Raw genomic sequence first — 22,329 nt, 5'->3', positions numbered from 1 at the left:
CGCTCCGCCTCCCCCCTCGTCGTTGCCTCAAGCCCTTTGCCAGAGGCCCCGTTGCCCTGCCAGAAGGTCCAGATCATGTCCCGAGCCGTTGTACTTTCGCCGCGCCCGCTGGCGCTCGCCGTTGTCGCCCTGCTGGCGGGCAGCGCCCTGACCGCCCAGGCCGAAACCGACGCAACCGATATCGACACGGTGCACGTCACTGCCTCGCAGATCGCGCGGCAGGCGCTGGGCACCTCGACCATCACCGCCGAGGACATCGCCAAGCGCCCGCCGGCCAACGACATCGCCGAACTGCTGCGCACCATGCCGGGCGTCAACCTGACCGGCAACAGCGCCTCGGGCCAGTACGGCAACAACCGCCAGATCGACCTGCGCGGCATGGGCCCGGAAAACACCCTGATCCTGGTCGACGGCAAGCGCATCGGTGCGCGTGACGCCGTACGCATGGGTCGCAGCGGTGAGCGCAACACGCGCGGCGACACCAATTGGGTCCCCGCGGAGATGATCGAGCGCATCGAAGTGCTGCGCGGACCGGCGGCAGCCCGCTACGGTTCCGGCGCTTCCGGCGGCGTGGTCAACATCATCACCAAGCGCCCGACCGGCGACCTGACCGGCGCGGTTGACCTGTATGGCCTGGTGCCCGAGCACAGCGCCGAAGGCGGCAGCGAGCGCGTCGGCCTGCAGCTGAGCGGCCCGATGACCGACACCCTGTCATTCCGGCTGTACGGCAACCTCAACAAGACCGACGCCGATTCGCTGGACCTCAACCGCCAGTACGCGACCAACCCGAATGCCGTACCGCCGGCTGGCCGCGAAGGCGTCAAGAACCGTGACATCAACGCGCTGCTGCGCTGGGACCTCACCGCCGACCAGGTGGTCGAGTTCGAAGCCGGCACCAGCCGCCAGGGCAACATCTATGCCGGCGACCGCGCCGTCAGCACCACCGGCACCTCGACCGGTGTCGATCTGGCCGCGCTGGCCGACGGCAAGGCGGAAACCAACCGCATGTACCGCAACACCGGTGCGATCACCCATCGTGGCCGCTGGGGCGACGTGACCTCGCGGCTCACGGCCGCGGTCGAGGCGGTGAACAACTCGCGCATCAATGAAGGCCTGGCCGGTGGCCCGGAAGGCAGCTTCAACGGCACCGACTGGTCGACCTCGCGCCTGCGCAATTACCAGCTGGATGGCGAAGTGAGCTTCCCGACCACGCTGGGCGGCGCCGAGAACATCTGGACGCTGGGCTTTGAATACCTCGACAGCCGCCTGACCGATCCGTACTCGATGAGCCAGTCCAGCAGCAGCGGCGGCGGTTTCCCCGGCCTGTCGGCCGACCGTGCACGCGGCAAAGCCGATGCGCAGACCACTGCGGTGTTCGTGGAAGACAACATCTACCTGGGCGAGCGCTGGATCGTCACCCCGGGCCTGCGTTTCGACCACCACAGCCAGTTCGGCAACAACACCAGCCCCAGCCTCAACGCGCAGTTCCGCATCAACAGCGACTGGGTGGTGAAGGGCGGCATCGCGCGCGCCTTCAAGGCACCGAACCTGTACCAGTCCAACCCGGACTACCTGTACTACACCCGCGGCAATGGTTGCCCGAATGCGTTGCCGAGCCTGGGGGCCGGCTGCTACATGCGCGGCAATGCGGACCTGAAGGCGGAAACCAGCCTGAACAAGGAACTGGGTGTGGAGTGGGCGCCGCAGAGTGGCTGGCAGGCGTCGCTGACCTACTTCCACAACGACTACAAGGACAAGATCCAGGCCGGCTACGACCAGATCGGCCTGACCGCCGACGGCAGGGGCCGCATCTTCCGCTGGGAGAACGCGCCGAAGGCGATCGTGCAGGGGCTGGAAGGCAACCTGGTGATCCCGCTGCTGGGCGAGCAGGGCAACCGCCTGAAGTGGAGCAACAACTTCACCTACATGGTGGAGAACGAGAACAAGACCACGCGCCAGCCGCTGTCGGTGATCCCGAAGTACACGATCAACACCATGCTGGACTGGCAGGCCACCGACAAGCTGTCGCTGCTGCTGACCGGTACCTTCTATGGCAGGCAGAAGCCGGCCACCACCAACATCAACAATGATCCGCGCTGCACCGGCACCTGCGATCCGTCGCTCGCGCTGCAGGATCGCGGGGCGTACAACATCTGGGGCGTGAGCGCGCGCTACAGGGTGACCGAGACGGTCAGCTTCGGCTTCGGTGTGAACAACCTGGCCGACAAGCGCCTGTTCCGCGAAGCCAACAGCAGCGATGCCGGTGCGGCGACCTACAACGAGCCGGGTCGCGCGTACTGGGCCAGCCTGCGCTTCGGATTCTGACCGGACGCGGACTTCGCTCCGCTGTGATCGCCGGGGCGGGACTGGCGCCACCGGACGGGCTCCAGTAGCGCCGGGCCCGGCCCGATGAGGGACCGCGTGGCCTGCAATGTTATAAACACCGTGATAGTTTCCCTACGCACGCACGCGTAGCCTGCCTCCCATCGCAAAGGAGCTGTTGCCATGGGCCACGACCACGATCACCTGCCATCCCAGATCCGCCACGAGAAACCCCTATGGTGGGCGCTCGGCCTGACCTCCACCTTCCTCGTCGTCGAAGTGGTGGGCGCGTTCTGGACCAACAGCCTGGCGCTGCTGTCCGATGCCGCACACATGGCCACCGATGCGCTGGCGCTGATGATCGCGCTGGTGGCGGTGCGGCTGAGCCGGCGCCCGCCGGACGCGCGCCGCACCTACGGCTATGCACGCTTGGAAGCGCTGGGCGCGATGATCAACGGCGCGATGCTGTTCGTGGTCGCCGCCTACATCCTGTGGGAGGCGGTGGGGCGTTTCCGCGAGCCGCAGGAGATCGCTTCCTCCGGCATGCTGGTGATCGCCGCCGCGGGCCTCATCATCAACCTGATCTCGATGCGCCTGCTGCAGGCCGGCAGCGGCGAGAGCCTCAACGTGAAGGGCGCCTACCTGGAAGTGTGGGCGGACATGCTGGGCTCGGTGGCGGTGATCGCCGGCGCGTTGTTGATCAAGTGGACCGGCTGGAAGCCGATCGACCCGATCCTGGCCGTGCTGATCGGCCTGTGGGTACTGCCGCGCACCTACGTGCTGATGCGCGAGGCGATCAACGTGCTGCTGGAAGGCGTGCCCAAGGGCATGGACGTGGCCAAGGTGCGCGACAGCCTGTCCGGCCACGCGGCCGTGCTGGACGTGCATGACCTGCATGTGTGGGCGCTGGCTTCCAGCACGCCGGCACTGACCGCGCACATCGTGATGCGCGACGGCACCGATGCCGATGCGCTGCGCCGTGAACTGGGCGGCCGCCTGCACGATGACTTCGGCATCGAACACGTGACGCTGCAGATCGAGGCGGACCACTGCGGCGAGGCCTGTGGTGAGCCGGCGCCGGCCAAGGGCGGCGACCACGAGGGCCATGAAGGCCACGACCACGGCGAGGATGCGCAGGGCCATCGCGGCCACGTGCATCGTTGATCGAAATCGAAGGCCGCGCCGGGAATGCCCGCTGCGGTCATTCGTCCCGGCGCGAGGCCAGCCGATCCGCCAGCCGGGTCGGCTCCGGCAGGCGGTAGCCACGCAGTGTGCGCTGCACCCAGTCCAGCGCGGTATCCGCGCTGACCCGATGGCCGCCGGCCACGAACAACGGTTTGCAGCGCACCTTGCTGCGCAGTACCCAACCCAGTTGTTCCTCGCCGTCCAGCAGCGGCGTATGCGCACCGGCCTCGGCGGCTGGTTCGACGAAGCGGCCCACCAGTTTCGACTTGGCCACGCCGATGCTCGGCAGGTCGGTGACCACGCCCAGGTGCGCGGCGACGCCCAGTCGGCGTGGATGGCTGATACCGTGACCATCGACGAACACCAGATCGGGTGTGCGCGGCAGCAAGGCCAACGCGGCCAACAACGCGGGCAGTTCGCGGAAGCTGAGCAGGCCGGGGATGTAGGGCATCACCGTGGGAATGCGCGCGATCTCCTGCGCGACAGGCCGTAGCGTCGTTGCGTCCAGCAATACCGCAGCGGCGCGGGTGATGGCGCCGTCCTCCTCGAAGCCGACATCCAGCCCGGCCAGCCAGCGCACGTTGCGGGGCAGGCGGTCCTGGCGTTCCACCCGGCCGGCCAGCTGAAGCTGCTGCGCGCGGGCGGCGCTGACGCTGCCTTCCCAGCGCCCGGGGTCGATCATCGTATTCATCGGCCACAGCATTGCATGCGCGGCGCCACGGCCCGGTGAGCAGCGGCCGGGGCTACAATGGCGGCCTGCCTTTCCTCGCGTTGGAGACCCTGCAGTGACCCGTAAACTCGTACTGTTGCGCCATGGCCAGAGCCAGTGGAACCTGGACAACCGCTTCACCGGCTGGGTCGATGTCGACCTCACCGAGCAGGGGCGCCGGGAAGCGGCCGCCGCCGGCCGCCTGATGCGCGAGGAAGGCCTGCAGTTCGATGTCGCCCACACCTCGGTGCTCAAGCGCGCCATCCACACCCTGCAGGGTGCGCTGGCCGAGATGGAACAGGACTGGCTGCCGGTGAACAAGTCCTGGCGCCTCAATGAGCGCCATTACGGCGGCCTGCAGGGCCTGGACAAGGCCGAGACTGCGGCCAAGCATGGCGAGGAGCAGGTCAAGGTGTGGCGTCGCTCGTACGACATCCCGCCGCCGCCGATGGAACTGGAAGATCCGGGCCACCCGATCCATGACCGCCGCTACGCCGGCCTGGACCGCAACGCGCTGCCGGGCACCGAATCGCTGGCGACCACGCTGGACCGCGTGCTGCCGTACTGGCACGACGCCATCGCGCCGCAGCTGAAGGACGGCAAGACCGTGCTGGTCACCGCCCACGGCAACTCGCTGCGCGCGTTGTACAAGTACCTCAACAACGTCTCGCGCGAGGAAATCCTCGAGCTGAACATCCCGACCGGTATCCCGCTGCTGTTCGAGTTGAACGACGACCTGACGGTGAAGTCGTTCCGCTACCTGGGCGACCCGGAAGCGGCGCGCAAGGCCGCAGAAGCGGTGGCCAACCAGGGCAAGGCGAAATAAGAAGAAGGCCGGCGCAAGCCGGCCTTCGTTTTTGTAGAGTCGAGCCATGCTCGACGATAGAGGGGCAGGCCCTGTGACCTTTGGCCGGTCCCTGCCGCGGGCCTCCCCGGCTACCCTGTGGAATTACCCGCAGGAGAGCCTCATGAACGTCCGCAATCTGGTCCCGCTGGGCCTGACGATCGCCATCGCCGCCTCGCTGGCCGCCTGTGGCAAGAACGAAACCGCACCGGCCGCCACTGCCGATGCCAAGCCGGCCTTCGATCAGTCGCAGATCAAGACGCCGCTGATCTCGCTCAACAGCGCCGATCTGGACCCGGCCATTTCGGCCTGTACCGACCTCAATGGCTTCGTCAACAGCAAGTGGCTGAAGGCCAACCCGGTGCCGGGCGACCAGACTACCTGGGGCAGCTTCGAGATCCTGCGCGAGCGCTCGCTGGAAGTGCAGCACGCGCTGGTGCAGCAGGCCGCCGCCAGCCAGGCCAAGGCCGGCTCGGTGGAAGCCAAGATCGGTGACATCTGGAAGACCGGCAACGACGAAGCGAAGATCGAAGCCGCAGGCCTGGCGCCGCTGCAACCGCAGCTGGACAAGATCGCCGCGCTGAATGACACCGCCGCCATCACCCAGTACCTGCGCGACAGCCAGGCTGAGGGCAAGGGCGTGCTGTTCTCGCTGTTTGCCAATGCCGACTACAAGGATTCGGCCAACGTCATCGCTTACGTCGGCCAGGGCGGCCTCGGCCTGCCGGAGAAGGGCTATTACTTCGACGACGCGCAGGCCAAGATCCGCGATGCCTACGTGGCCTACATCGCGCAGGTGCTGACCCTGTCCGGCGTGGATGCTGCACAGGCCACCGAGCAGGCCAAGGCCGTGATGGCCTTCGAAACCCGCCTGGCCAAGGCCTCGATGTCGCGCATCGAAATGCGTGACCCGGCCAAGCGCTACAACCCGCTCAGCGCGGCCGACGCCGACAGGCTGACCCCGAACTTCAGCTGGACCGCGCTGTTCGACACCCTGAAGGTGCCGGCCGCGCAGAAGTTCTCGCTGGCCCAGCCGGGTTTCTTCGGTGAAATGGACAAGATGCTGGCCGACGTGCCAGCCAGCACCTGGCAGGCCTACCTGCGCTTCCACACCATCGATGACGCTTCGCCGTACCTGAGCAGCTCGTTCGAGAAGGCCAACTTCGACTTCTACGGCACCACCCTGCGTGGCCAGAAGGAAATGCAGCCGCGTTGGAAGCGCGTGCTGGAGTCGGTCAACGGCGGCATGGGTGAAGCGCTGGGCCAGCTTTACGTCGACGCGGTGTTCCCGGCCGAGTCGAAGGTGGCCATGCAGCACCTGGTGGAGAATCTCTCGGTAGCGCTGAAGGCGCGCCTGGAGCAGCTGCCGTGGATGGGCGAAGAGACCAAGAAGAAGGCACTGGAAAAGTGGGCCAGCTTCACCCCGAAGATCGGTTACCCGGACAAGTGGCGTGACTGGGCCGGCCTGCAGACCAATGGCGACAGCTACCTGGGCAACATGCAGGCGGCGCGTGCGTTCAACTACCGCTACATGCTGGACAAGATCGGCAAGCCGGTGGACAAGACCGAGTGGGGCATGACCCCGCAGACGGTCAACGCCTACTACAACGCCACCAAGAACGAGATCGTGTTCCCGGCGGCAATCCTGCAGGCGCCGTTCTTCGACGCCAAGGCCGATCCGGCGCTGAACTACGGCGGCATCGGTGCGGTCATCGGCCACGAGATGATGCACGGCTACGATGACTCGGGCAGCCAGTTCGCCGCCAACGGCAACTTCGACAACTGGTGGACCGACGCCGACCGCAAGGCCTTCACCCAGCGCACCGACCAGCTGGTCGCGCAGTTCGACGGCTATGAGTCAGTGCCGGGCGTGTTCGTGAAGGGCAAGCTGACCCTGGGCGAGAACATCGGCGACCTCGGCGGCCTGACCGTGGCCTACGACGCGCTGCAGATGGCGCTGAAGGAAGACCCGAAGGCGAACGTCGACGTCGATGGCCACAGCCAGGACCAGCGCTTCTTCATGAACTGGGCCACCGTGTGGCGTCGCAACTTCACCGACGGTGAACTGCGCGTGCGCTTGAACACCGATCCGCACGCCCCGGCCAACTTCCGTGCCAACGGTGCGCCGTCGAACATGCCGTCGTTCGCTGCCGCGTTCCAGTGCAAGGCCGGCGACGCGATGGTGCGTGCCGACGACAAGCGCGTGGTGATCTGGTAACCGATCGCACGTGATGCGTATTGCGAAAGGCCCGGCGAAAGCCGGGCCTTTTGTTTGCCGGCCCGGTGGCGAGGGGCGGCCTGGTAGCGTCGACCGCTGGTTGACTATCGCGCGCAGCGCGGGATGTTCGCGATACACGTGCGTCGGCCGGCGGGTCAGCCAGCGCGTCAGTCAGGCCAGCTCCGGCTCCAGCGCCAGCAGGCGATGGAAGCGCTGCAGCACGTAGGGATCGACCAGGCCACCCGATTGGTTCTCGATGATGCCCAGCGCAGCCTCGCGCGCCATCGCGGCACGATAGGGACGCACGCTGGTCATCGCATCGTAGGCATCGGCGAGGGTGACGATGCGCGCGCCCAGCGGAATGCTTTCGCCGCGCAAGCCATCGGGATAGCCGCTGCCATCGAAGGCTTCATGATGGGCGCGGATCAGTTGCGCGACCGGTGCGGCATCACTGCGGCCGGTGGCCAGGAAGATATGCTCGCCCCGCACCGGGTGCTCACGCATGATCGCGCGCTCTTCGTCGGTGTGCCGGCGCGGGGCCAGCAGCACATCGTCGGGAATGCCGATCTTGCCGATGTCGTGGAAGCGGGCGGCCAGGCCGATCTGTTCACAGGCCTCGGCGTCGAGGTCGCAGTGCGCGGCCAGGCGCTGCGCGAGCAGGCCGACACGGTCGCAATGGTGGCGGGTGTAAGCGTCGCGCATCTGCAGCGACATCGAGAGGGCATCGATCAGGCAGGCCTGCGCGTGCAGCAGGTCGGGGGCGGGTACGGCGTCAGGAAACATGGGCATCCACCCGCACCGGGTGGGGACCGGTGCGGGGTATTCGGGGGGCGATCAACCCGGGGCGAGGGTGGTCAGAAGGGCGCGGGCCGCGTTGAAGCGGTCTTCCGGCAACGGCAGCGGATGCTTGATGCGCAGCTTGTCGGGCCCTTCCATGGCGTAGAGGTTCGGTTGCTTCTGGATCAGCTGGATCACCGCCATCGGGTCGATGTTCGGCTTGGACTCGAACACGATGCGGCCACCGTTCTCGCCCAGGTCCAGCTTGCGGATGCCGAGCGTGTTGGCCTTCAGCTTCAGCTCGGCGATGGCGAACAGGTGCTTGGCCGCATCCGGCAGCAGCCCGAAGCGGTCGATCATCTCCACCTGCAGCTCGCGCAGTGCATCGCTGTCGCGCGCGCTGGAGATGCGCTTGTACAGGGTCAGGCGGGTGTGCACGTCCGGCAGGTAGTCTTCCGGAATCAGCGCCGGCACATGCAGCTCGACTTCGGCGCCGCGCACTTCCTCACCGGCATCCAGGTCGGGCAGCTTGCCCTGCTTGATGCTGCGCACCGCGCGTTCCAGCAGTTCGGTGTACAGGCTGAAGCCGACCTCGGCCATCTGTCCGCTCTGGTCCTCGCCCAGCAGTTCGCCGGCGCCGCGGATCTCCAGATCGTGCGTGGCCAGGGTGAAGCCGGCGCCGAGTTCGTCCATCGAGGCGATCGCTTCCAGGCGCTTTTCCGCATCCGGGGTGATCGAACGACGGTCGGGGGCCACCAGGTAGGCATAGGCGCGATGGTGCGAACGGCCGACACGGCCGCGCAGCTGGTGCAGCTGGGCCAGGCCGAAGCGGTCGGCGCGGTTGATGATGATGGTGTTGGCGTTGGGGATGTCGATGCCCGACTCGATGATCGTGGTCGACAGCAGCACGTTGAAGCGCTGCTTCTGGAAATCCAGCATCACCTTTTCCAGCTCACGCTCGGGCATCTGGCCGTGGGCGATGCCGATGCGCGCCTCCGGCACCAGCTCGGACAGCTCGCGCTGCATGCGGCCGATGCTCTCCACGTCGTTGTGCAGGAAGTACAGCTGGCCGCCGCGCGCCAGTTCGCGCTGGAAGGCTTCGCGCAGCAGCGCGTTGTCCCACTGCGTGATGAAGGTCTGCACCGCCAGCCGGTTCGGCGGCGGCGTGGCGATGATCGACAGGTCGCGCAGGCCGGCCATGGCCATGTTCAAGGTGCGCGGGATCGGCGTGGCGGTCAGGGTCAGCAGGTGCACGTTGGCGCGCAGCGCCTTCAATGCTTCCTTCTGGCGCACGCCGAAACGCTGCTCTTCGTCGACGATGACCATGCCCAGGTCCTTGAACTTCACGTCCGGCTGCAGCAGGCGGTGGGTACCGACGATGACATCGATGGTGCCGGCGGCGACCTTCTCCAGTTCGGCCTTGATTTCCTTGCTGGTCTTGAAGCGCGACAGCACTTCGACCTTCATCGGGTAGTCGGCGAAGCGGTCGCGGAAATTGCGGAAATGCTGTTCGGCCAGCAGCGTGGTCGGCACCAGCACGGCCACCTGCTTGCCAGCGCTGGCGGCGGCGAAGGCGGCGCGTACCGCCACCTCGGTCTTGCCGAAGCCGACGTCGCCGCAGACCACGCGGTCCATCGGCTGGCTGCTGGCCAGGTCGCGCAGGGTGGCGTCGATTGCGGCCAGCTGGTCCGGGGTCTCCTCGAACGGGAAACCGGCCGCGAACGGTTCGTACATCGCGCGGTCCACCTGCAGTGCCAGGCCGGCACGCGCCTGGCGGCGGGCCTGGATCTCCAGCAGTTCGGCGGCCACGTCGCGTACCTTTTCGGCGGCCTTGCGCTTGGCCTTGCTCCACTGCTCGCCGCCGAGCGAATGCAGCGGCGCGGTTTCCGCCGATGCACCGGAGTAACGGCTGATCAGGTGCAGCTGGGCCACCGGCACATACAGGCGGTCGCCCTTTGCGTATTCGATTTCGAGGAACTCGCCGGGCATGCCGCCGACGTCCATCGCGATCAGGCCACGGTAGCGGCCCACGCCATGGTCCTCGTGCACGATCGGCGCGCCTTCGGTCAGCTCACCGAGGTCGCGGATGATCGCTTCCGGCTCGCGGCCGGCACGGCGCGTGCGGCGGGTGCTGCCAGCGCGCTCCGGGAACAGCTGGCGCTCGGTCAGCACAGCGATGCACGGATCGTCCAGCGCGAAGCCATCCTCCAGCGGCGCCACCGCGATCGCGAAGCGCGCATCGCCGGCCAGGAAGCTGGGCAGGTCAGCCACCACCGGTGGCTTCAGCTCGGCGGCCTGCAGCACTTCCAGCAGGGCTTCACGGCGGCCCGGCGAATCGGCTGCGATCAGCACCCGGCCCGGGTAGTGGCCGAGGAACGACTTCAGCGCATCACCGGCCGGTGCCTCGCGTGCGGCCACCGGCAGCGGCGGCAACGGCTGGTCGCCCAGCGCGTGCGCGTCGGCGATGCGTGCGTGGTCGGCTGACCACACCTCGATGCGCGGCGCATCGTTCAGGCGCTCGCGCAGCATTTCCGGCGACAGGTACAGCGCCGACGGTGGCAGCAGCGGGCGCTCCACATCATGGCGGCGCTGTTCGTAGCGCTCGCCGGTCTGCGCCCAGAACGTCTCGGCGGCTTCGCCGGCACCGGCACAGACCACCGGCAGGCTGCCGCTGGGCAGGTAATCGAACAGGGTCGCGGTGCGCTCGAAGAACAGTGGCAGGTAGTACTCGACGCCGGCCGGGGCCAGCCCGGACTTCAGGTCCTGGTACAGCGCGCTGCGCCGGGTATCGACATCGAAGCGCTCGCGCAGCGTGGCCAGCACGCGGGCGATGCTGGCCTCGTCCATCGGCACTTCGCGGCCGGGCAGCATGTGCACGGCCGCGACCTTGTCCAGCGAACGCTGGCTTTCCGGGTCGAACGCGCGGATCGAGTCGATGTCTTCGTCCAGCAGCTCCACCCGCAGCGGCTCGTCGGCACCCATCGGGAACACGTCGAGCAGGCCACCGCGCACGGCGAAGTCGCCCGGGTCCATCACCTGCGGCACGTTGCGGTAGCCGGCGCTCTCCAGGCGGCGCTTCTCGGCCTCCAGGTCCAGGCGCTGGCCGACCTTCAGGTCGAAGCTGCCGCCGATCACGTAGCTGCGTGGCGCCAGCTGCTGCAGCAGGGTCTGCACCGGCACGATCACCAGGCCGCGCTTCAGCGCGGGCAGGCGGTGCAGGGCAGCCAGGCGCTGCGAGATGATGTCCGGATGCGGGCTGAAGCGGTCGTAGGGCAGGGTTTCCCAGTCCGGGAAGGCGACCACCGGCAGGGCCGGGTCGCCGCCAAGCAGGGTCTGCAGGTCGGCTTCGAGCTGGTTGGCACCGTGGTTGTCACGGGCGATCACCAGCAGCGGGGCGTCGTGCGCACGCGCGGCCTGGGCCAGGTACCAGGCCAGGGCGGTCGGCGATGCGGGGGCGCGCCACCAGGCGCGGAGCTGGCCGGCGCGCGGCAGCGGCGGGGCGGGGTATGAGGTACGCGACATGGACCCCGGATTTTAGCAGAAGCCCGATCAAACCCCGTCGGGTAGTGCGTCGCCAGGCCAGGCCCGGCGCATCCTTCAGTTGTCCAGCTCCAGCACCATCCGCACCAGGCCCTCGGCGCCGGTCGGGTGCGGCACCGGCTTGAAGCCCAGCGAGGCGGCCAGCTGCTTCATCGGCTCGTTCTCGGCGGCCACATCGCCGTACAGGCGGTCCAGGTACTTGCCGCGGCCCCACTTCACCAGCTTGCGCATCAGCTGCCGGCCCAGGCCCTGGCCGATCAGGAAGCGGCTGATCAGGATCGCGTACTCGGCTTCACGGGTACCGGGGATGATCGAGGCCCGGGCGACCGCGCCGACCACCGCTTCGCCAGCGGGCAGGGATTCGGCTGCGACCAGGGTGATCTCGGTCTTGGGATTGGGGTGGGTCAGGCGCTGGGTGGTTTCCGGCGACAGCTCGGTCACCGCCTGCAGGAAACGATCACGGATTTCTTCCGGCCCGAACAGGCTGAACGCTGCTTGCAGCGGCGCGCCATCTTCCGGGCGGATGGGGCGGATCAGCAGCTCGTGGCCGCTGGGAGCCTTGAAGATCTCATGCCAGGGCGGCATGCGGTTGCGAGTGGCCATACCGGGTGATTCCTTGGTGGTCCATCGATTGTGGCATCACCGGGGCTGCATTCCGTGAACGAAAGGCTCACGGCGGTACAGCCTCGTGAAGGCCGTTATTCGGGGGCTTTGAGCCAATCCAGGCGGGTGCTGGCACCGGGTTCGCCCAGGTGCTGGCGCAGCGCCGGCAGGGCCGGCCCGACCACCCGATCGAACTGCCAGGGCGGGTTGAGCAGCAGCATGCCACTGCCGTTGAGGCGCAGCGGCGAGTCGTCCGGGCGCACCAGGAACTCGATGGTCATCGCCGACTTCACCGGCAGCGCGCTGGCCTTGCGCAGGAAGTGCAGGATGGTGCGGCGCTGCTTGATCGGGAACCAGACCGCGCAGGTGGCCTGCGGCCAGCGTGCCAGGGTCTCGGCCAGGGCGGCCAGGATGTTCTGGTACTCGGCGTCCTGGGCCTCGTAGGGCGGGTCGATCAGCACCAGGCCGCGGCCGATCTTGCTGCCGTTGAACTTCGGCGGCAGCAGCGAGCGCAGCAGCGCGTAGCCATCGCCCGGACGCACATCGACGCGGCTGTCGTGGGCGAACAGGGCCTTCAACGTGGCGGTTTCGGGTTCCTGCAGCTCACACACCGCCATGCGGTCCTGCGCGCGCATCGCCTGTGCGCTCAGCAGCGGCGAGCCCGGGTAGTTGGTCAGTGCGCCGACCGGGTTGTCGGCCTGCACGGCCTTCAGGTAGCGCTCGACCACCTCCGGCAGCTTGGGCTGGGCCATCAGCCGCATGATTCCGGACTCGGCCTCCAGGGTCTTGCGGCTCTCTTCACTGGCCAGCAGGTAGCGGCCGGCACCGCCGTGGGTGTCGAGCACGAAGAACGGGCTGTCCTTGCGCTTGAAGCTGTCGATCAGGGCCAGCTGCACGATGTGCTTGAGCACATCGGCGTGGTTGCCGGCATGGAAGGCGTGGCGATAGTTCATGGGCGGCAGTGTACGGGGCGGCGGCCGCAGCGGCTATGCTGCGCGCCATGACAGCTCCTGTTGCCCATGTCCTGGTGGTCGAGGACGAAGCCGCCATCGCCGAAACCGTGCTCTACGCGCTGCGCAGCGAAGGCTACGCCGCCAGCCACTGCCTGCTGGGCAGCGAAGCCCTGCAACGTCTGCAGGCCGGGGGTATCGATCTGCTGGTGCTGGACGTGGGCCTGCCGGATCTGGGCGGCTTCGAGGTGTGTCGGCGGCTGCGCGCACAGCCGGGCCCGGCTGCGCAGCTGCCGGTGATCTTTTTGACCGCCCGCAACGACGAGGTCGACCGCGTGCTCGGCCTGGAGCTGGGTGCCGACGACTACATGACCAAGCCGTTCTCGCCGCGCGAGCTGGTGGCGCGGGTGCGAGCTCGCCTGCGCCGTGCCGTACCGCTGGCGACAGCGGGCAGCGCCGATGCGGGCTGGCAGCAGCACGGCGCCTTCGCCATCGACCGCGACGGCCGCCGCATCCGCTTCCGGGGCCACGCGCTGGACCTGACCCGCTACGAATACGCGCTGCTGGAGGCGTTGCTGCAACGCCCGGGCGCCATCCTCAGCCGTGCGCAGCTGATGGATCGCGGCTGGGACAGCAGCGCCGACAGCGCCGACCGTACCGTGGACACGCATGTAAAGACGTTGCGCGCCAAGCTGCGTGCGGCCGGTGCCAGTGATGATCCGATCCGCACCCACCGTGGCCTCGGCTACGCGCTGGAGGTCTAGTCGATGCGCCTGGTGCTGAAGCTGTTCCTGGGCTTCTTCCTGATCACCGGCATCGCCGCGTTCTTCGTGATGCGGGTGTTCGTCAATGAAGTGAAACCGGGTGTGCGCCAGGCAATGGAGTCGACCCTGGTCGATGCGGCGAATGTGCTGGCCGAGATGGCCGCCGCCGACGTCAAGGACGGCACCATCCGCAGCGGCGGCTTCACCCGCAACCTGGCCAAGGCGCGGCAGCGCGACCTGAAGGCGATGGTCTGGCGCTTCCCGAAGCGCTCGCTGGATTACCGGGTGACCATCACCGACGCCCGGGGCATCGTCATCTACGACTCGCTGGGCCGCGATCTGGGCCGCGACAACTCGCGCTGGAACGATGTCTACCGCACCCTGCGCGGCGAGTATGGCGCCCGTTCCAGCCCGGAGGTACCGGGCGAGGAAGGCGATACCGTGATGCACGTGGCGGCGCCGGTGTATGACCCGGCCGATGGGCGCACGCTGATCGGCGTGCTCAGCCTGGCCCAGCCCAACCGCAGCATCGATCCGTTCATCGCCGCCAGCCAGCGCGCCATCATCGAGCGCGGGGCCTGGCTGATCGGGCTGTCGGCGCTGGTCGGCGTGCTGGTGACGATGTGGCTGACCACCGGCTTGGGCCAGCTCAGCCGCTATGCCCGCGCGGTTACCGCCGGCGAACCGGTACCGCCGCCGCGCCGCCGCCGCGACGAGATCGGCGATCTCGGCCAGGCGCTGGAAACCATGCGCCGCAAGCTGGAAGGCAAGGCTTACGTCGAGCAGTACGTGCAATCACTGACGCACGAGATGAAGAGCCCGCTGGCGGCGATCCGCGGTGCCGCCGAGCTGCTGCAGGAACCACTGCCCGAGGCCGACCGCGTGCATTTCGCGCGCAGCATCGTCGACCAGCAGGAGCGGCTGACCGAGACCATCGACAAGCTGCTGGCGCTGGCCGAAGTGGAGCAGCATGGCTGGCTGCAGACCCGCGACCCGATCGCGTTGCCGGTGCTGCTGGCCGAGGCGGCGGCTGCGGCGCAGGTGCGCGCGCAGGCGGCGGGCGTACAGGTGCGCATCGGCAGCGCGCCCGACCTGTCCGTGCAGGGCGATGCCTACCTGCTGCGGCAGGCGCTGCACAACCTGATCGACAATGCCATCGCATTCTCGCCGGCCGGCGCGGAGATCGCGCTGCAGGCCGAGGTGGACGGTCAGGGCGTGCACCTGCAGGTGGCTGACCGCGGTGCGGGCATTCCGGACTATGCGCGCGATCGGGTGTTCGAGCGCTTCTATTCGTTGGCGCGCCCCGCCAGTGGACGGCGCAGCTCGGGCCTGGGCCTGCCGTTCGTGCAGGAGGTCGCGCGCCTGCATGACGGCCGTGCCAGCGTCGAGGTCCGTGACGGCGGCGGCACCGTGGCCAGCCTATGGTTGCCGTTGAGCGTGCCGGGCCAGCGCCCGCGGCGCTGACTTCACACTCGCTTCAAATTCGCCACAAACCCTGCTCACTGCAGCGGTCCATCCTGCAGCCCTCTCCAACGAGGATGGACCATGAAATCCCTGAAAATGCTGCTGCGGTTCGCCATTGTCGACGGGCTGATCCTGCTGCTGCTGGTTCCACTGATGATGATCCGTGGGGTCATCACCGAGCGCAGCGCATACCGCGACGAGGCCTTTTCGCGGGTTGCCGACAGCCGCGCCGGGGTACAGCGCCTGGTCGGGCCGGTGCGGGTGGTGCCGTGGGTGGAGCGCCAGCAGGTCGAAGTGGTCGACGCCAAGGGCAACAAGAAGACCGAGGTGCAGGTCAGCGAAGGCCACTGGCTGCAGATGCCGGCCACGCTGGAAGTGGGCGGTGAGATGCTGCCGAGCCAGCGCGAAGTCGGCCTGTTCAAGGTGCCGGTGTACAGCTGGAACGGCCAGCTGAAGGCGACCTTCGCCGTCGACGACTACCCGGTGAAGGCCGGCCGCAGCTACGGACAGCCGTATGTGGCGCTGGGTGTCTCCGATGTGCGCGGGCTGGTCGGCACGCCCAACCTGCGCGTGGACGGAAAGCAGCTGCGGCTGCTGCCGGGCGTCGAAGCGGCCAGCGAAGTCGGTCGCGGCCTGCATGCGCCCGTGGCCGGGTTCGCCAGCGACCAGGGCGGCAGCCTGGCCGCCAGTACCGTCGAACTGGAATTGCGCCTGGACGGCAGCCGCATGCTGTCGGTGGTGCCGGTGGGCGATGACACCCGCATCGCGCTGCGTTCGAGCTGGCCGCATCCGTCGTTCAGTGGTGCATTCCTTCCCAACGAGCGGCGCGTCGATGCACAGGGCTTCGATGCACGCTGGGCGGTGTCCTCGCTGGCGTCCGACGCGCAGCGCCAGCTGCGCAGCGACGGCGCGATCGATTCGCAGGCGGTGACCGTGTCGCTGGTCGATCCGGTAGACACCTATACCCAGGCCGACCGCGCCTCGAAGTATGGCGTGCTGTTCGTGCTGCTCACCTTCGTCGGCTTCATCCTGTTCGAACTGATCAAGTCGCTGCGCATCCATCCGCTGCAGTACCTGATGGTGGGCCTGGCGCTGGCGATCTTCTTCCTGCTGCTGATCAGCCTGTCCGAGCACATCGCGTTCTGGAAGGCCTACCTGGTCTCGGCCGTGGCCTGCATCGGGCTGCAGGCGGTGTACCTGGCCAACGTGCTGGGCCACTGGAAGCGTGGCCTCGGCTTTGCCGCGCTGCTGACCGTGTTGTATGGCGCGCTGTATGGGCTGCTGGTGTCGGAGAACAACGCGCTGCTGATGGGCTCGCTGCTGCTGTTCGTGATCCTGGCGCTGGCGATGTGGGTGACCCGCCGGGTCGACTGGTACGCGCTTGGCGCGGAGCTGAAGTAAGGAGTTCGCCATGGGCTGGCGCCACGGATTGCGGCAACGGGCACGGCAGGGCATTCCGGCCCTGCTGGAAGTGGATGCACTGCTGCAGGCACATGGCGTGCTGGCTGCCCTGCCGGGGGCACGGATCGCCCCCGGCCTGGTCCGCTTCCAGCTGGCCGCGGTCACCTGCGAGGGATTGCAGGATCATGGGCTGGCGTGGCTGCAGGGCGCGCGGCAGGGACGCGGCGCGCTGGCGGGCAGGGTGCCGCGCTACCGGCCATGGAAGGCCGGAGCGGAAGCGCTGTGCGAGATCGGCATCGGCGGCCTGCCGGAGGACTGGCCGGCACACGCGGCGGTGTACGGCTGCAGCAGCATCGACCGGCGGCACTGGTTGCTGCTGCTGCCGGCGCGGGCGCAGCTGTGGCTGGGCTGGAGTGGATGAGGTGGCTTGGGAGATGCGAACCAACAACTTTCCTGTGTGGCCATTCTCCTGTGGGTGCGAACCAACCACTCTCCTGTGGGTGTGAACCTTGGTTCGCATGCTCCTGCCCATGACCGATGGGACGGTATCGCCGCGCCCCTGCTGGCTAGACTCGACGGGTTGATGATCGAGCCGAAGGGCAGGGGTGCGGCGTGTTGAAGTGGAGCGGGCTGAAGTGGGGCGTGCTGGCGGTAGCGCTGGCGATGGGTGGCAATGCAGGGGCGCAGCAGCGCGAGTCGGTGGACCTGGACATGGTCAGCCGCATCCGCCAGGAGGCCTTCCACCGTTCGCAGGTGATGGCTACCTTCAGCTACCTCACCGAACGCATCGGCCCGCGCCTGACCAATTCGCCGGCAATGGGCCGCGCCAACGCCTGGACCCGCGGCAAGTTCAACGATTGGAAGCTGGACAACGTCCACGACGAAGCCTTCGATGATTTCGGCCGTGGCTGGGAGTTCACCTCGGCCAGCGTGGAAATGCTGGGCGACCGCATCCAACCGCTGCATGCGCTGCCCAAGGCCTGGACACCGGGGACGAACGGCCCGGTCGAAGGTGAACTGGTGCAGGTCGCGATCAAGAAGCCCGAGGACATCGAGAAGTACCGCGGCAAGCTGCGTGGCAGGATCCTGCTGCTGGGTGAGGCGCGCGAGTACAAGCGCGGCACCGAGCCCGATTCGCATCGGCACGACGCCACCTCGCTGGAGGGCCTGCAGGAATTCACCCTGCCCAAGGACAAGGACGCCACCGCCGAGCGCGCCAAGCGGGTCAAGGAGTACCAGGAGCGGCAGACGCTGGCGAGCAAGGTCAATGCGTTCTTCGTCGAAGAAGGCGCGCTGGCCTCGATCAGCATCAGCAGCTGGGACAACGGCATCATCCGGGTTGCCGGTGGTGGGTCGCGCAAGGCCGGCGAATCGGTGGGCATCCCGGAACTGGCGATGATCAGCGAGCACTTCAACCCGCTGGTGCGCGCGCTGGAGGCCAAGCAGACCGTGCGCCTGCGCGTGGACGTGGCCGCACGTTTCACCGATGAAGCCGACCAGCCCGGTTACAACACGCTGGCCGAGATCCGCGGCAGCAGCAAGCCCGATGAGGTGGTGATGATCGGCGCGCATATGGATTCGTGGCACAGCGGCACCGGCGCGGCCGACAACGCCGCCGGCGTGGCGGTGATGATGGAGGCGATGCGCATCCTCAAGGCCACCGGTGCCAAGCCGAAGCGGACCATCCGCGTGGCGCTGTGGAGTGGCGAGGAGCAGGGCCTGATCGGCTCGCAGGCCTATGTGGCCAGGCACTTCGGCCAGTTCCCGGAGCCCACCGACGCGGCGCAGAAGGCCTTGCCGGCCTCGCTGCGCGAGCCGACCGGTGCGCTGCGCAAGACCCGCGACTACAGCAAGTTCCAGGTCTACTTCAACATGGACAACGGCTCGGGCCGCTTCCGTGGCATCTATGCGCAGGAGAACCTGGCGGCGATGCCGATCTTCGAAGCCTGGCTGGCGCCGTTCCATGACGTGGGCGCCACTACCGTGGCCACCCGCAACACCGGCAGCACCGACCACATCAGCTTCGACCGCATCGGCCTGCCGGGCTTCCAGTTCATCCAGGACCGTCTGGACTACTTCACCAATGTCCACCACAGCCATCTGGACACCTGGGACCACGCCGAACCGGAAGACCTGAAGCAGGCCGCGGCCATCGTCGCCTCGTTCGCCTACAACGCCGCCATGCGCGAGCAGCCGTTCCCGCGCAAGGCTGAACCATAGAAGGGGACGGAGGGGATTAAGTCGTTTCTCCCCTCCGCTTTCCGCCCGTCGCCGCATCGGCTCGGCAATCGCGACTTAATCCCCTCCGTCCCCTTTTTCCGTCGGGGGCGGTGGGCTGGTAAAATCGGGGGATTCCCGTTCCTCGAGCCCTCCATGACCTGCCGCACCCGCTTCGCCCCCAGTCCCACCGGCTACCTGCACATCGGTGGTGCCCGCACTGCGTTGTACTGCTGGCTGGAGGCCCGCCACCGTGGCGGCGAGTTCGTGCTGCGCATCGAGGACACCGACCGTGAACGCAGCACCCAGGGCGCGATCGACGCCATCCTGGAGGCAATGGAGTGGCTGGGCCTGGATTACGACGAGGGCCCGATCTACCAGACCGACCGCGTGGCCCGTTACCAGGAAGTGGCCGAGCAGCTGATCGCCAACGGCAAGGCGTACTACGCCTACGAAACCCGCGAAGAGCTCGATGCCATGCGCGAAGCCGCCATGGCCAGGCAGGAAAAGCCGCGCTACAACGGTGCCGCGCGCGAGTTGGGCCTGCCGTACAAGGATGACCCGAACCGCGTCATCCGCTTCAAGAACCCGCTGGAAGGCACGGTGGTGTTCGACGACCTGATCAAGGGCCGCATCGAGATCGCCAACAGCGAGCTGGATGACATGGTCATCTTCCGCCCGGACGGCTTCCCCACCTACAACTTCGCGGTGGTGGTGGACGACTGGGACATGGGCATCACCGAGGTCATCCGCGGCGACGACCACATCAACAACACTCCGCGCCAGATCAATCTGTACGAAGGCATCGGTGCTCCGGTACCGAAGTTCGGCCACATGCCGATGATCCTGGACGAGCAGGGCGCCAAGCTGTCCAAGCGCACCGGTGCGGCCGACGTGATGCAGTACAAGGACGCCGGCTACCTGCCCGACGCGCTGCTCAGCTACCTGGCCCGCCTGGGCTGGTCGCACGGTGACCAGGAGCTGTTCAGCCGCCAGGAGCTGATCGACCTGTTCGACGTGAAGGACTGCAATTCCAAGGCCTCGCGCCTGGACATGGCCAAGCTGGGCTGGGTCAACCAGCAGTTCCTGAAGAGCGAAGCCCCCGCGGCGGTCGCCCCGCACCTGGTCCATCAGCTGCAGAAGCTGGGCCTGGACCTGGCCGCCGGCCCGGCGCCGGAGGACGTGGTGTTCGCCCTGCGTGACCGCGTGCAGACCCTGAAGGACATGGCCGAGAGCGCGGTGGTCTGGTACCAGCCGTTGACCGTCTACGACGAAGCGGCGGTGGCCAAGCACTTCAAGGCCGGTGCCGAGGTGGCGCTGGGCAAGGCCCGCGAACTGCTGGCAGCGCTGCCGGCATGGACCGCCGAAGCGGTCGGCGTGGCCCTGCACGACACCGCGGCTGCGCTGGAAATCGGCATGGGCAAGGTCGCCCAGCCGCTGCGCGTGGCGATCACCGGCACCCAGGTCAGCCCTGACATTTCCCAGACCGTGTACCTGGCCGGCCGCGAGCAGGCCTTGAAACGCATCGATGTGGCCATCACCAAGGTAGCAACGGCCTGAGGCATCCTTGCCAGGCCCGAACCGGAGAACACGCATGCCCGCCAAGACCGCCACTGCCTGTACCGCCCCGCACCACCACGTCCACGACGCATCGGATTTCGTGGCGGTGGTCGAGCGTGTCTCGCGCGAACGCGGGCTGCGCCTGACCCCGATCCGCGCCAACGTACTGAAGCTGATCGCCGAGGCCGGCAAGCCGGTCAAGGCCTACGAGCTGCTGGAATGGGTGCGCAACGGCAAGGGCGTGGGCGCCGATGCCCCGCCCACCGTGTACCGCGCGCTGGACTTCCTGATGGCCAACGGCTTCGTGCACAAGCTGGAATCGGTCAATGCCTTCGTGGCCTGCCATCACCCCAGCAGCGCGGCGCATTCGGTGCCGTTCCTGATCTGCAACAGCTGCCACAGCGCGGTGGAACTGGAAGACCGCGAAATCGTCACCCAGCTGGAAAAGCGCGCCAAGGAGCTGGGATTCCAGCCGCAGGCACAGACCCTGGAAGTGCACGGGCTCTGCGCCCGCTGCGCGGGGTAACGCAACGGTAGTGCCGGCCGCTGGCCGGCATAGGAGCGGGGTCGGATCCATTCGCCATTGGCAAAGGGATCTGACCCCGTTTCATATCGCGCAACCGGGCCTGTACCCTAGTCCATCGGCTTGGTCGCGGTATCCACCCGCACGATCACCGACATGCCCGGCCGCAGCTGTGCTGCCAGCTTCTGCTCCCCGTCGATCCTGATACGTACCGGCAGCCGCTGCACCACCTTGGTGAAGTTGCCGCTGGCGTTGTCCGGGCGCAGCACGCTGAACTCCGACCCGGTGGCGGGCGCGATCTCCTCCACGCGGCCGCTCAGCACCTGGCCGTGGAAGGCGTCCACCGAGAACGAGGCAGGCTGGCCGATCGCCATCTGCCAGGTCTGGCCTTCCTTGTAGTTGGCGACCACCCACAGCGTGTCAGGCACCAGGAACAGCAGCTGCGAACCGGCGGCCACATACTGGCCCACGCGCACGCTGGCCTCGCTGATCTGGCCATCGCGCGGTGCGTGGATCACCGTATTGGCCAGGTCGATGCGGGCCAGTTCCAGCTGGGCCTGCGCACTCTCCACCTGCGCTTCCAGGCTCTTGCGTGCCACCTGGGTCGATACCAACGTTTCCTCGGCAATGCGGATCTGCGCCTGCGCCTGCTGCACGCTGGCCTGCGCCGAGGCCTGGCTGGTACGGAACTTGTCGCGGTCATTGATCGACACCAGCTGCTGCGCGGCCAGTTCCTCGTAACGCCGGGCCTCGTTGCGCGAGCGCTGCAGTTCGGCCTGGCCCGCCGACAGCGTGGCGTGTGCCGAAGCGATCTGCGCACGGTTCTGCGCCTGCGACTGGTCCGAGTTGGCCAGCGCCGCGCGCGCGCTGTCCAGCGTGGCCTGGGCCTGCGAAACGCGCTGTGCGTAGATGCGGTCATCAATGCGCAGCAGCGGTTCGCCCTTCTTCACATGCTGGAAGTCCTTCACCAGCACCTCGGTCACGTAGCCGTTCACCTGCGGCGCCATCACCGTGATCTGCCCGCGCACATAGGCGTTGTCGGTCACCATCACGCTGCTGGTGAACGGCCACAGGTGCCAGGCACGCAGGATCAGCGCGATCCCCAGCAACGCCACCACCACCATCACCACCACGCTGCGCGCGCTGGGCTTGAGGTATTTCGGCGCGGCCGCCGGCGCCGCGGGTGTGGGCGCAGGCGCCGCATCGGTCGGTGGCGGCGGGGTGACGTTGTCGGCGTCGATGTCGTCGGGGC

The 22,329-nt window shown here is 67.7% G+C and carries 17 protein-coding genes; 11 read left to right on the top strand and 6 right to left on the bottom strand.

Annotated features, from left to right (window positions below; translation table 11 throughout):
• Window positions 1-75: 75 nt before the first annotated feature.
• Entirely contained in the window at window positions 76-2,325 is a 2,250-nt protein-coding gene (locus O0J73_RS04080; protein ID WP_197563239.1) for a TonB-dependent siderophore receptor, read from the top strand.
• Between the two features lie 180 nt (window positions 2,326-2,505).
• Window positions 2,506-3,486 (top strand): cation diffusion facilitator family transporter, encoded by a 981-nt coding sequence (locus O0J73_RS04075; RefSeq protein ID WP_006425777.1) that lies wholly within the window; start codon window positions 2,506-2,508, stop codon window positions 3,484-3,486.
• Between the two features lie 37 nt (window positions 3,487-3,523).
• Here O0J73_RS04075 and nfi read toward each other — a convergent pair whose 3' ends face one another.
• On the bottom strand, window positions 3,524-4,198 hold the full coding sequence (gene nfi, locus O0J73_RS04070) for a deoxyribonuclease V (protein WP_197563237.1): 675 nt from the start codon (window positions 4,196-4,198) through the stop codon (window positions 3,524-3,526).
• A gap of 94 nt (window positions 4,199-4,292) precedes the next feature.
• Between nfi and gpmA the strand changes: the two genes are divergently transcribed.
• Entirely contained in the window at window positions 4,293-5,042 is a 750-nt protein-coding gene (gene gpmA / locus O0J73_RS04065) for a 2,3-diphosphoglycerate-dependent phosphoglycerate mutase (RefSeq protein WP_308308070.1), read from the top strand.
• A gap of 142 nt (window positions 5,043-5,184) precedes the next feature.
• Complete coding sequence (locus O0J73_RS04060; protein WP_197563233.1) at window positions 5,185-7,278, top strand: M13 family metallopeptidase; 2,094 nt, start codon at window positions 5,185-5,187, stop codon at window positions 7,276-7,278.
• 171 nt (window positions 7,279-7,449) lie between these two features.
• Here O0J73_RS04060 and O0J73_RS04055 read toward each other — a convergent pair whose 3' ends face one another.
• The 4 genes from O0J73_RS04055 to rlmJ all read right to left on the bottom strand — a co-directional run bounded on the left by O0J73_RS04055 (window position 7,450) and on the right by rlmJ (window position 13,151).
• Complete coding sequence (locus O0J73_RS04055) at window positions 7,450-8,067, bottom strand: HD domain-containing phosphohydrolase (protein ID WP_197563231.1); 618 nt, start codon at window positions 8,065-8,067, stop codon at window positions 7,450-7,452.
• A gap of 45 nt (window positions 8,068-8,112) precedes the next feature.
• A complete protein-coding gene (mfd, locus tag O0J73_RS04050; RefSeq protein WP_197563229.1) occupies window positions 8,113-11,577 on the bottom strand; it encodes a transcription-repair coupling factor in 3,465 nt (1,154 codons plus the stop codon).
• Window positions 11,578-11,652: 75 nt separating this feature from the next.
• Entirely contained in the window at window positions 11,653-12,198 is a 546-nt protein-coding gene (locus O0J73_RS04045) for a GNAT family N-acetyltransferase (protein ID WP_004150340.1), read from the bottom strand.
• Between the two features lie 95 nt (window positions 12,199-12,293).
• A complete protein-coding gene (gene rlmJ / locus O0J73_RS04040; RefSeq protein ID WP_006425982.1) occupies window positions 12,294-13,151 on the bottom strand; it encodes a 23S rRNA (adenine(2030)-N(6))-methyltransferase RlmJ in 858 nt (285 codons plus the stop codon).
• 35 nt (window positions 13,152-13,186) lie between these two features.
• On the opposite strand from rlmJ, the gene creB reads away from it, so the two are divergent.
• The 7 genes from creB to O0J73_RS04005 all read left to right on the top strand — a co-directional run bounded on the left by creB (window position 13,187) and on the right by O0J73_RS04005 (window position 21,080).
• Window positions 13,187-13,912, top strand: a complete 726-nt coding sequence (gene creB / locus O0J73_RS04035; RefSeq protein WP_197563132.1) for a two-component system response regulator CreB — start codon at window positions 13,187-13,189, stop codon at window positions 13,910-13,912.
• A 3-nt stretch (window positions 13,913-13,915) separates the two neighbouring features.
• Window positions 13,916-15,376, top strand: a complete 1,461-nt coding sequence (gene creC / locus O0J73_RS04030; RefSeq protein ID WP_006426003.1) for a two-component system sensor histidine kinase CreC — start codon at window positions 13,916-13,918, stop codon at window positions 15,374-15,376.
• Window positions 15,377-15,457: 81 nt separating this feature from the next.
• Window positions 15,458-16,777 (top strand): cell envelope integrity protein CreD, encoded by a 1,320-nt coding sequence (gene creD, locus O0J73_RS04025; protein ID WP_308308069.1) that lies wholly within the window; start codon window positions 15,458-15,460, stop codon window positions 16,775-16,777.
• Between the two features lie 10 nt (window positions 16,778-16,787).
• Complete coding sequence (locus O0J73_RS04020) at window positions 16,788-17,198, top strand: hypothetical protein (RefSeq protein ID WP_006426005.1); 411 nt, start codon at window positions 16,788-16,790, stop codon at window positions 17,196-17,198.
• Window positions 17,199-17,440: 242 nt separating this feature from the next.
• Window positions 17,441-18,997, top strand: coding sequence for a M20/M25/M40 family metallo-hydrolase (locus O0J73_RS04015; protein ID WP_197563134.1), 1,557 nt, complete (start codon window positions 17,441-17,443; stop codon window positions 18,995-18,997).
• Window positions 18,998-19,150: 153 nt separating this feature from the next.
• The gene (gene gltX, locus O0J73_RS04010) at window positions 19,151-20,554 is read left to right on the top strand and encodes a glutamate--tRNA ligase (protein ID WP_006426024.1); all 1,404 of its coding nucleotides are present in this window, start codon (window positions 19,151-19,153) and stop codon (window positions 20,552-20,554) included.
• Window positions 20,555-20,588: 34 nt separating this feature from the next.
• Window positions 20,589-21,080, top strand: a complete 492-nt coding sequence (locus O0J73_RS04005; protein WP_004150412.1) for a Fur family transcriptional regulator — start codon at window positions 20,589-20,591, stop codon at window positions 21,078-21,080.
• 107 nt (window positions 21,081-21,187) lie between these two features.
• On the opposite strand, the gene O0J73_RS04000 is transcribed toward O0J73_RS04005, so the two are convergent.
• Entirely contained in the window at window positions 21,188-22,318 is a 1,131-nt protein-coding gene (locus tag O0J73_RS04000; RefSeq protein ID WP_308308084.1) for an HlyD family secretion protein, read from the bottom strand.
• Window positions 22,319-22,329 lie beyond the last annotated feature (11 nt).

The organism is Stenotrophomonas sp. Sm6012 (assembly GCF_030985895.1).
Classification (GTDB): Bacteria; Pseudomonadota; Gammaproteobacteria; order Xanthomonadales; family Xanthomonadaceae; genus Stenotrophomonas; species Stenotrophomonas forensis.
Note: the sequence above shows the minus strand (reverse complement) of the source record. Positions and strands in the feature narration are given on the sequence as shown.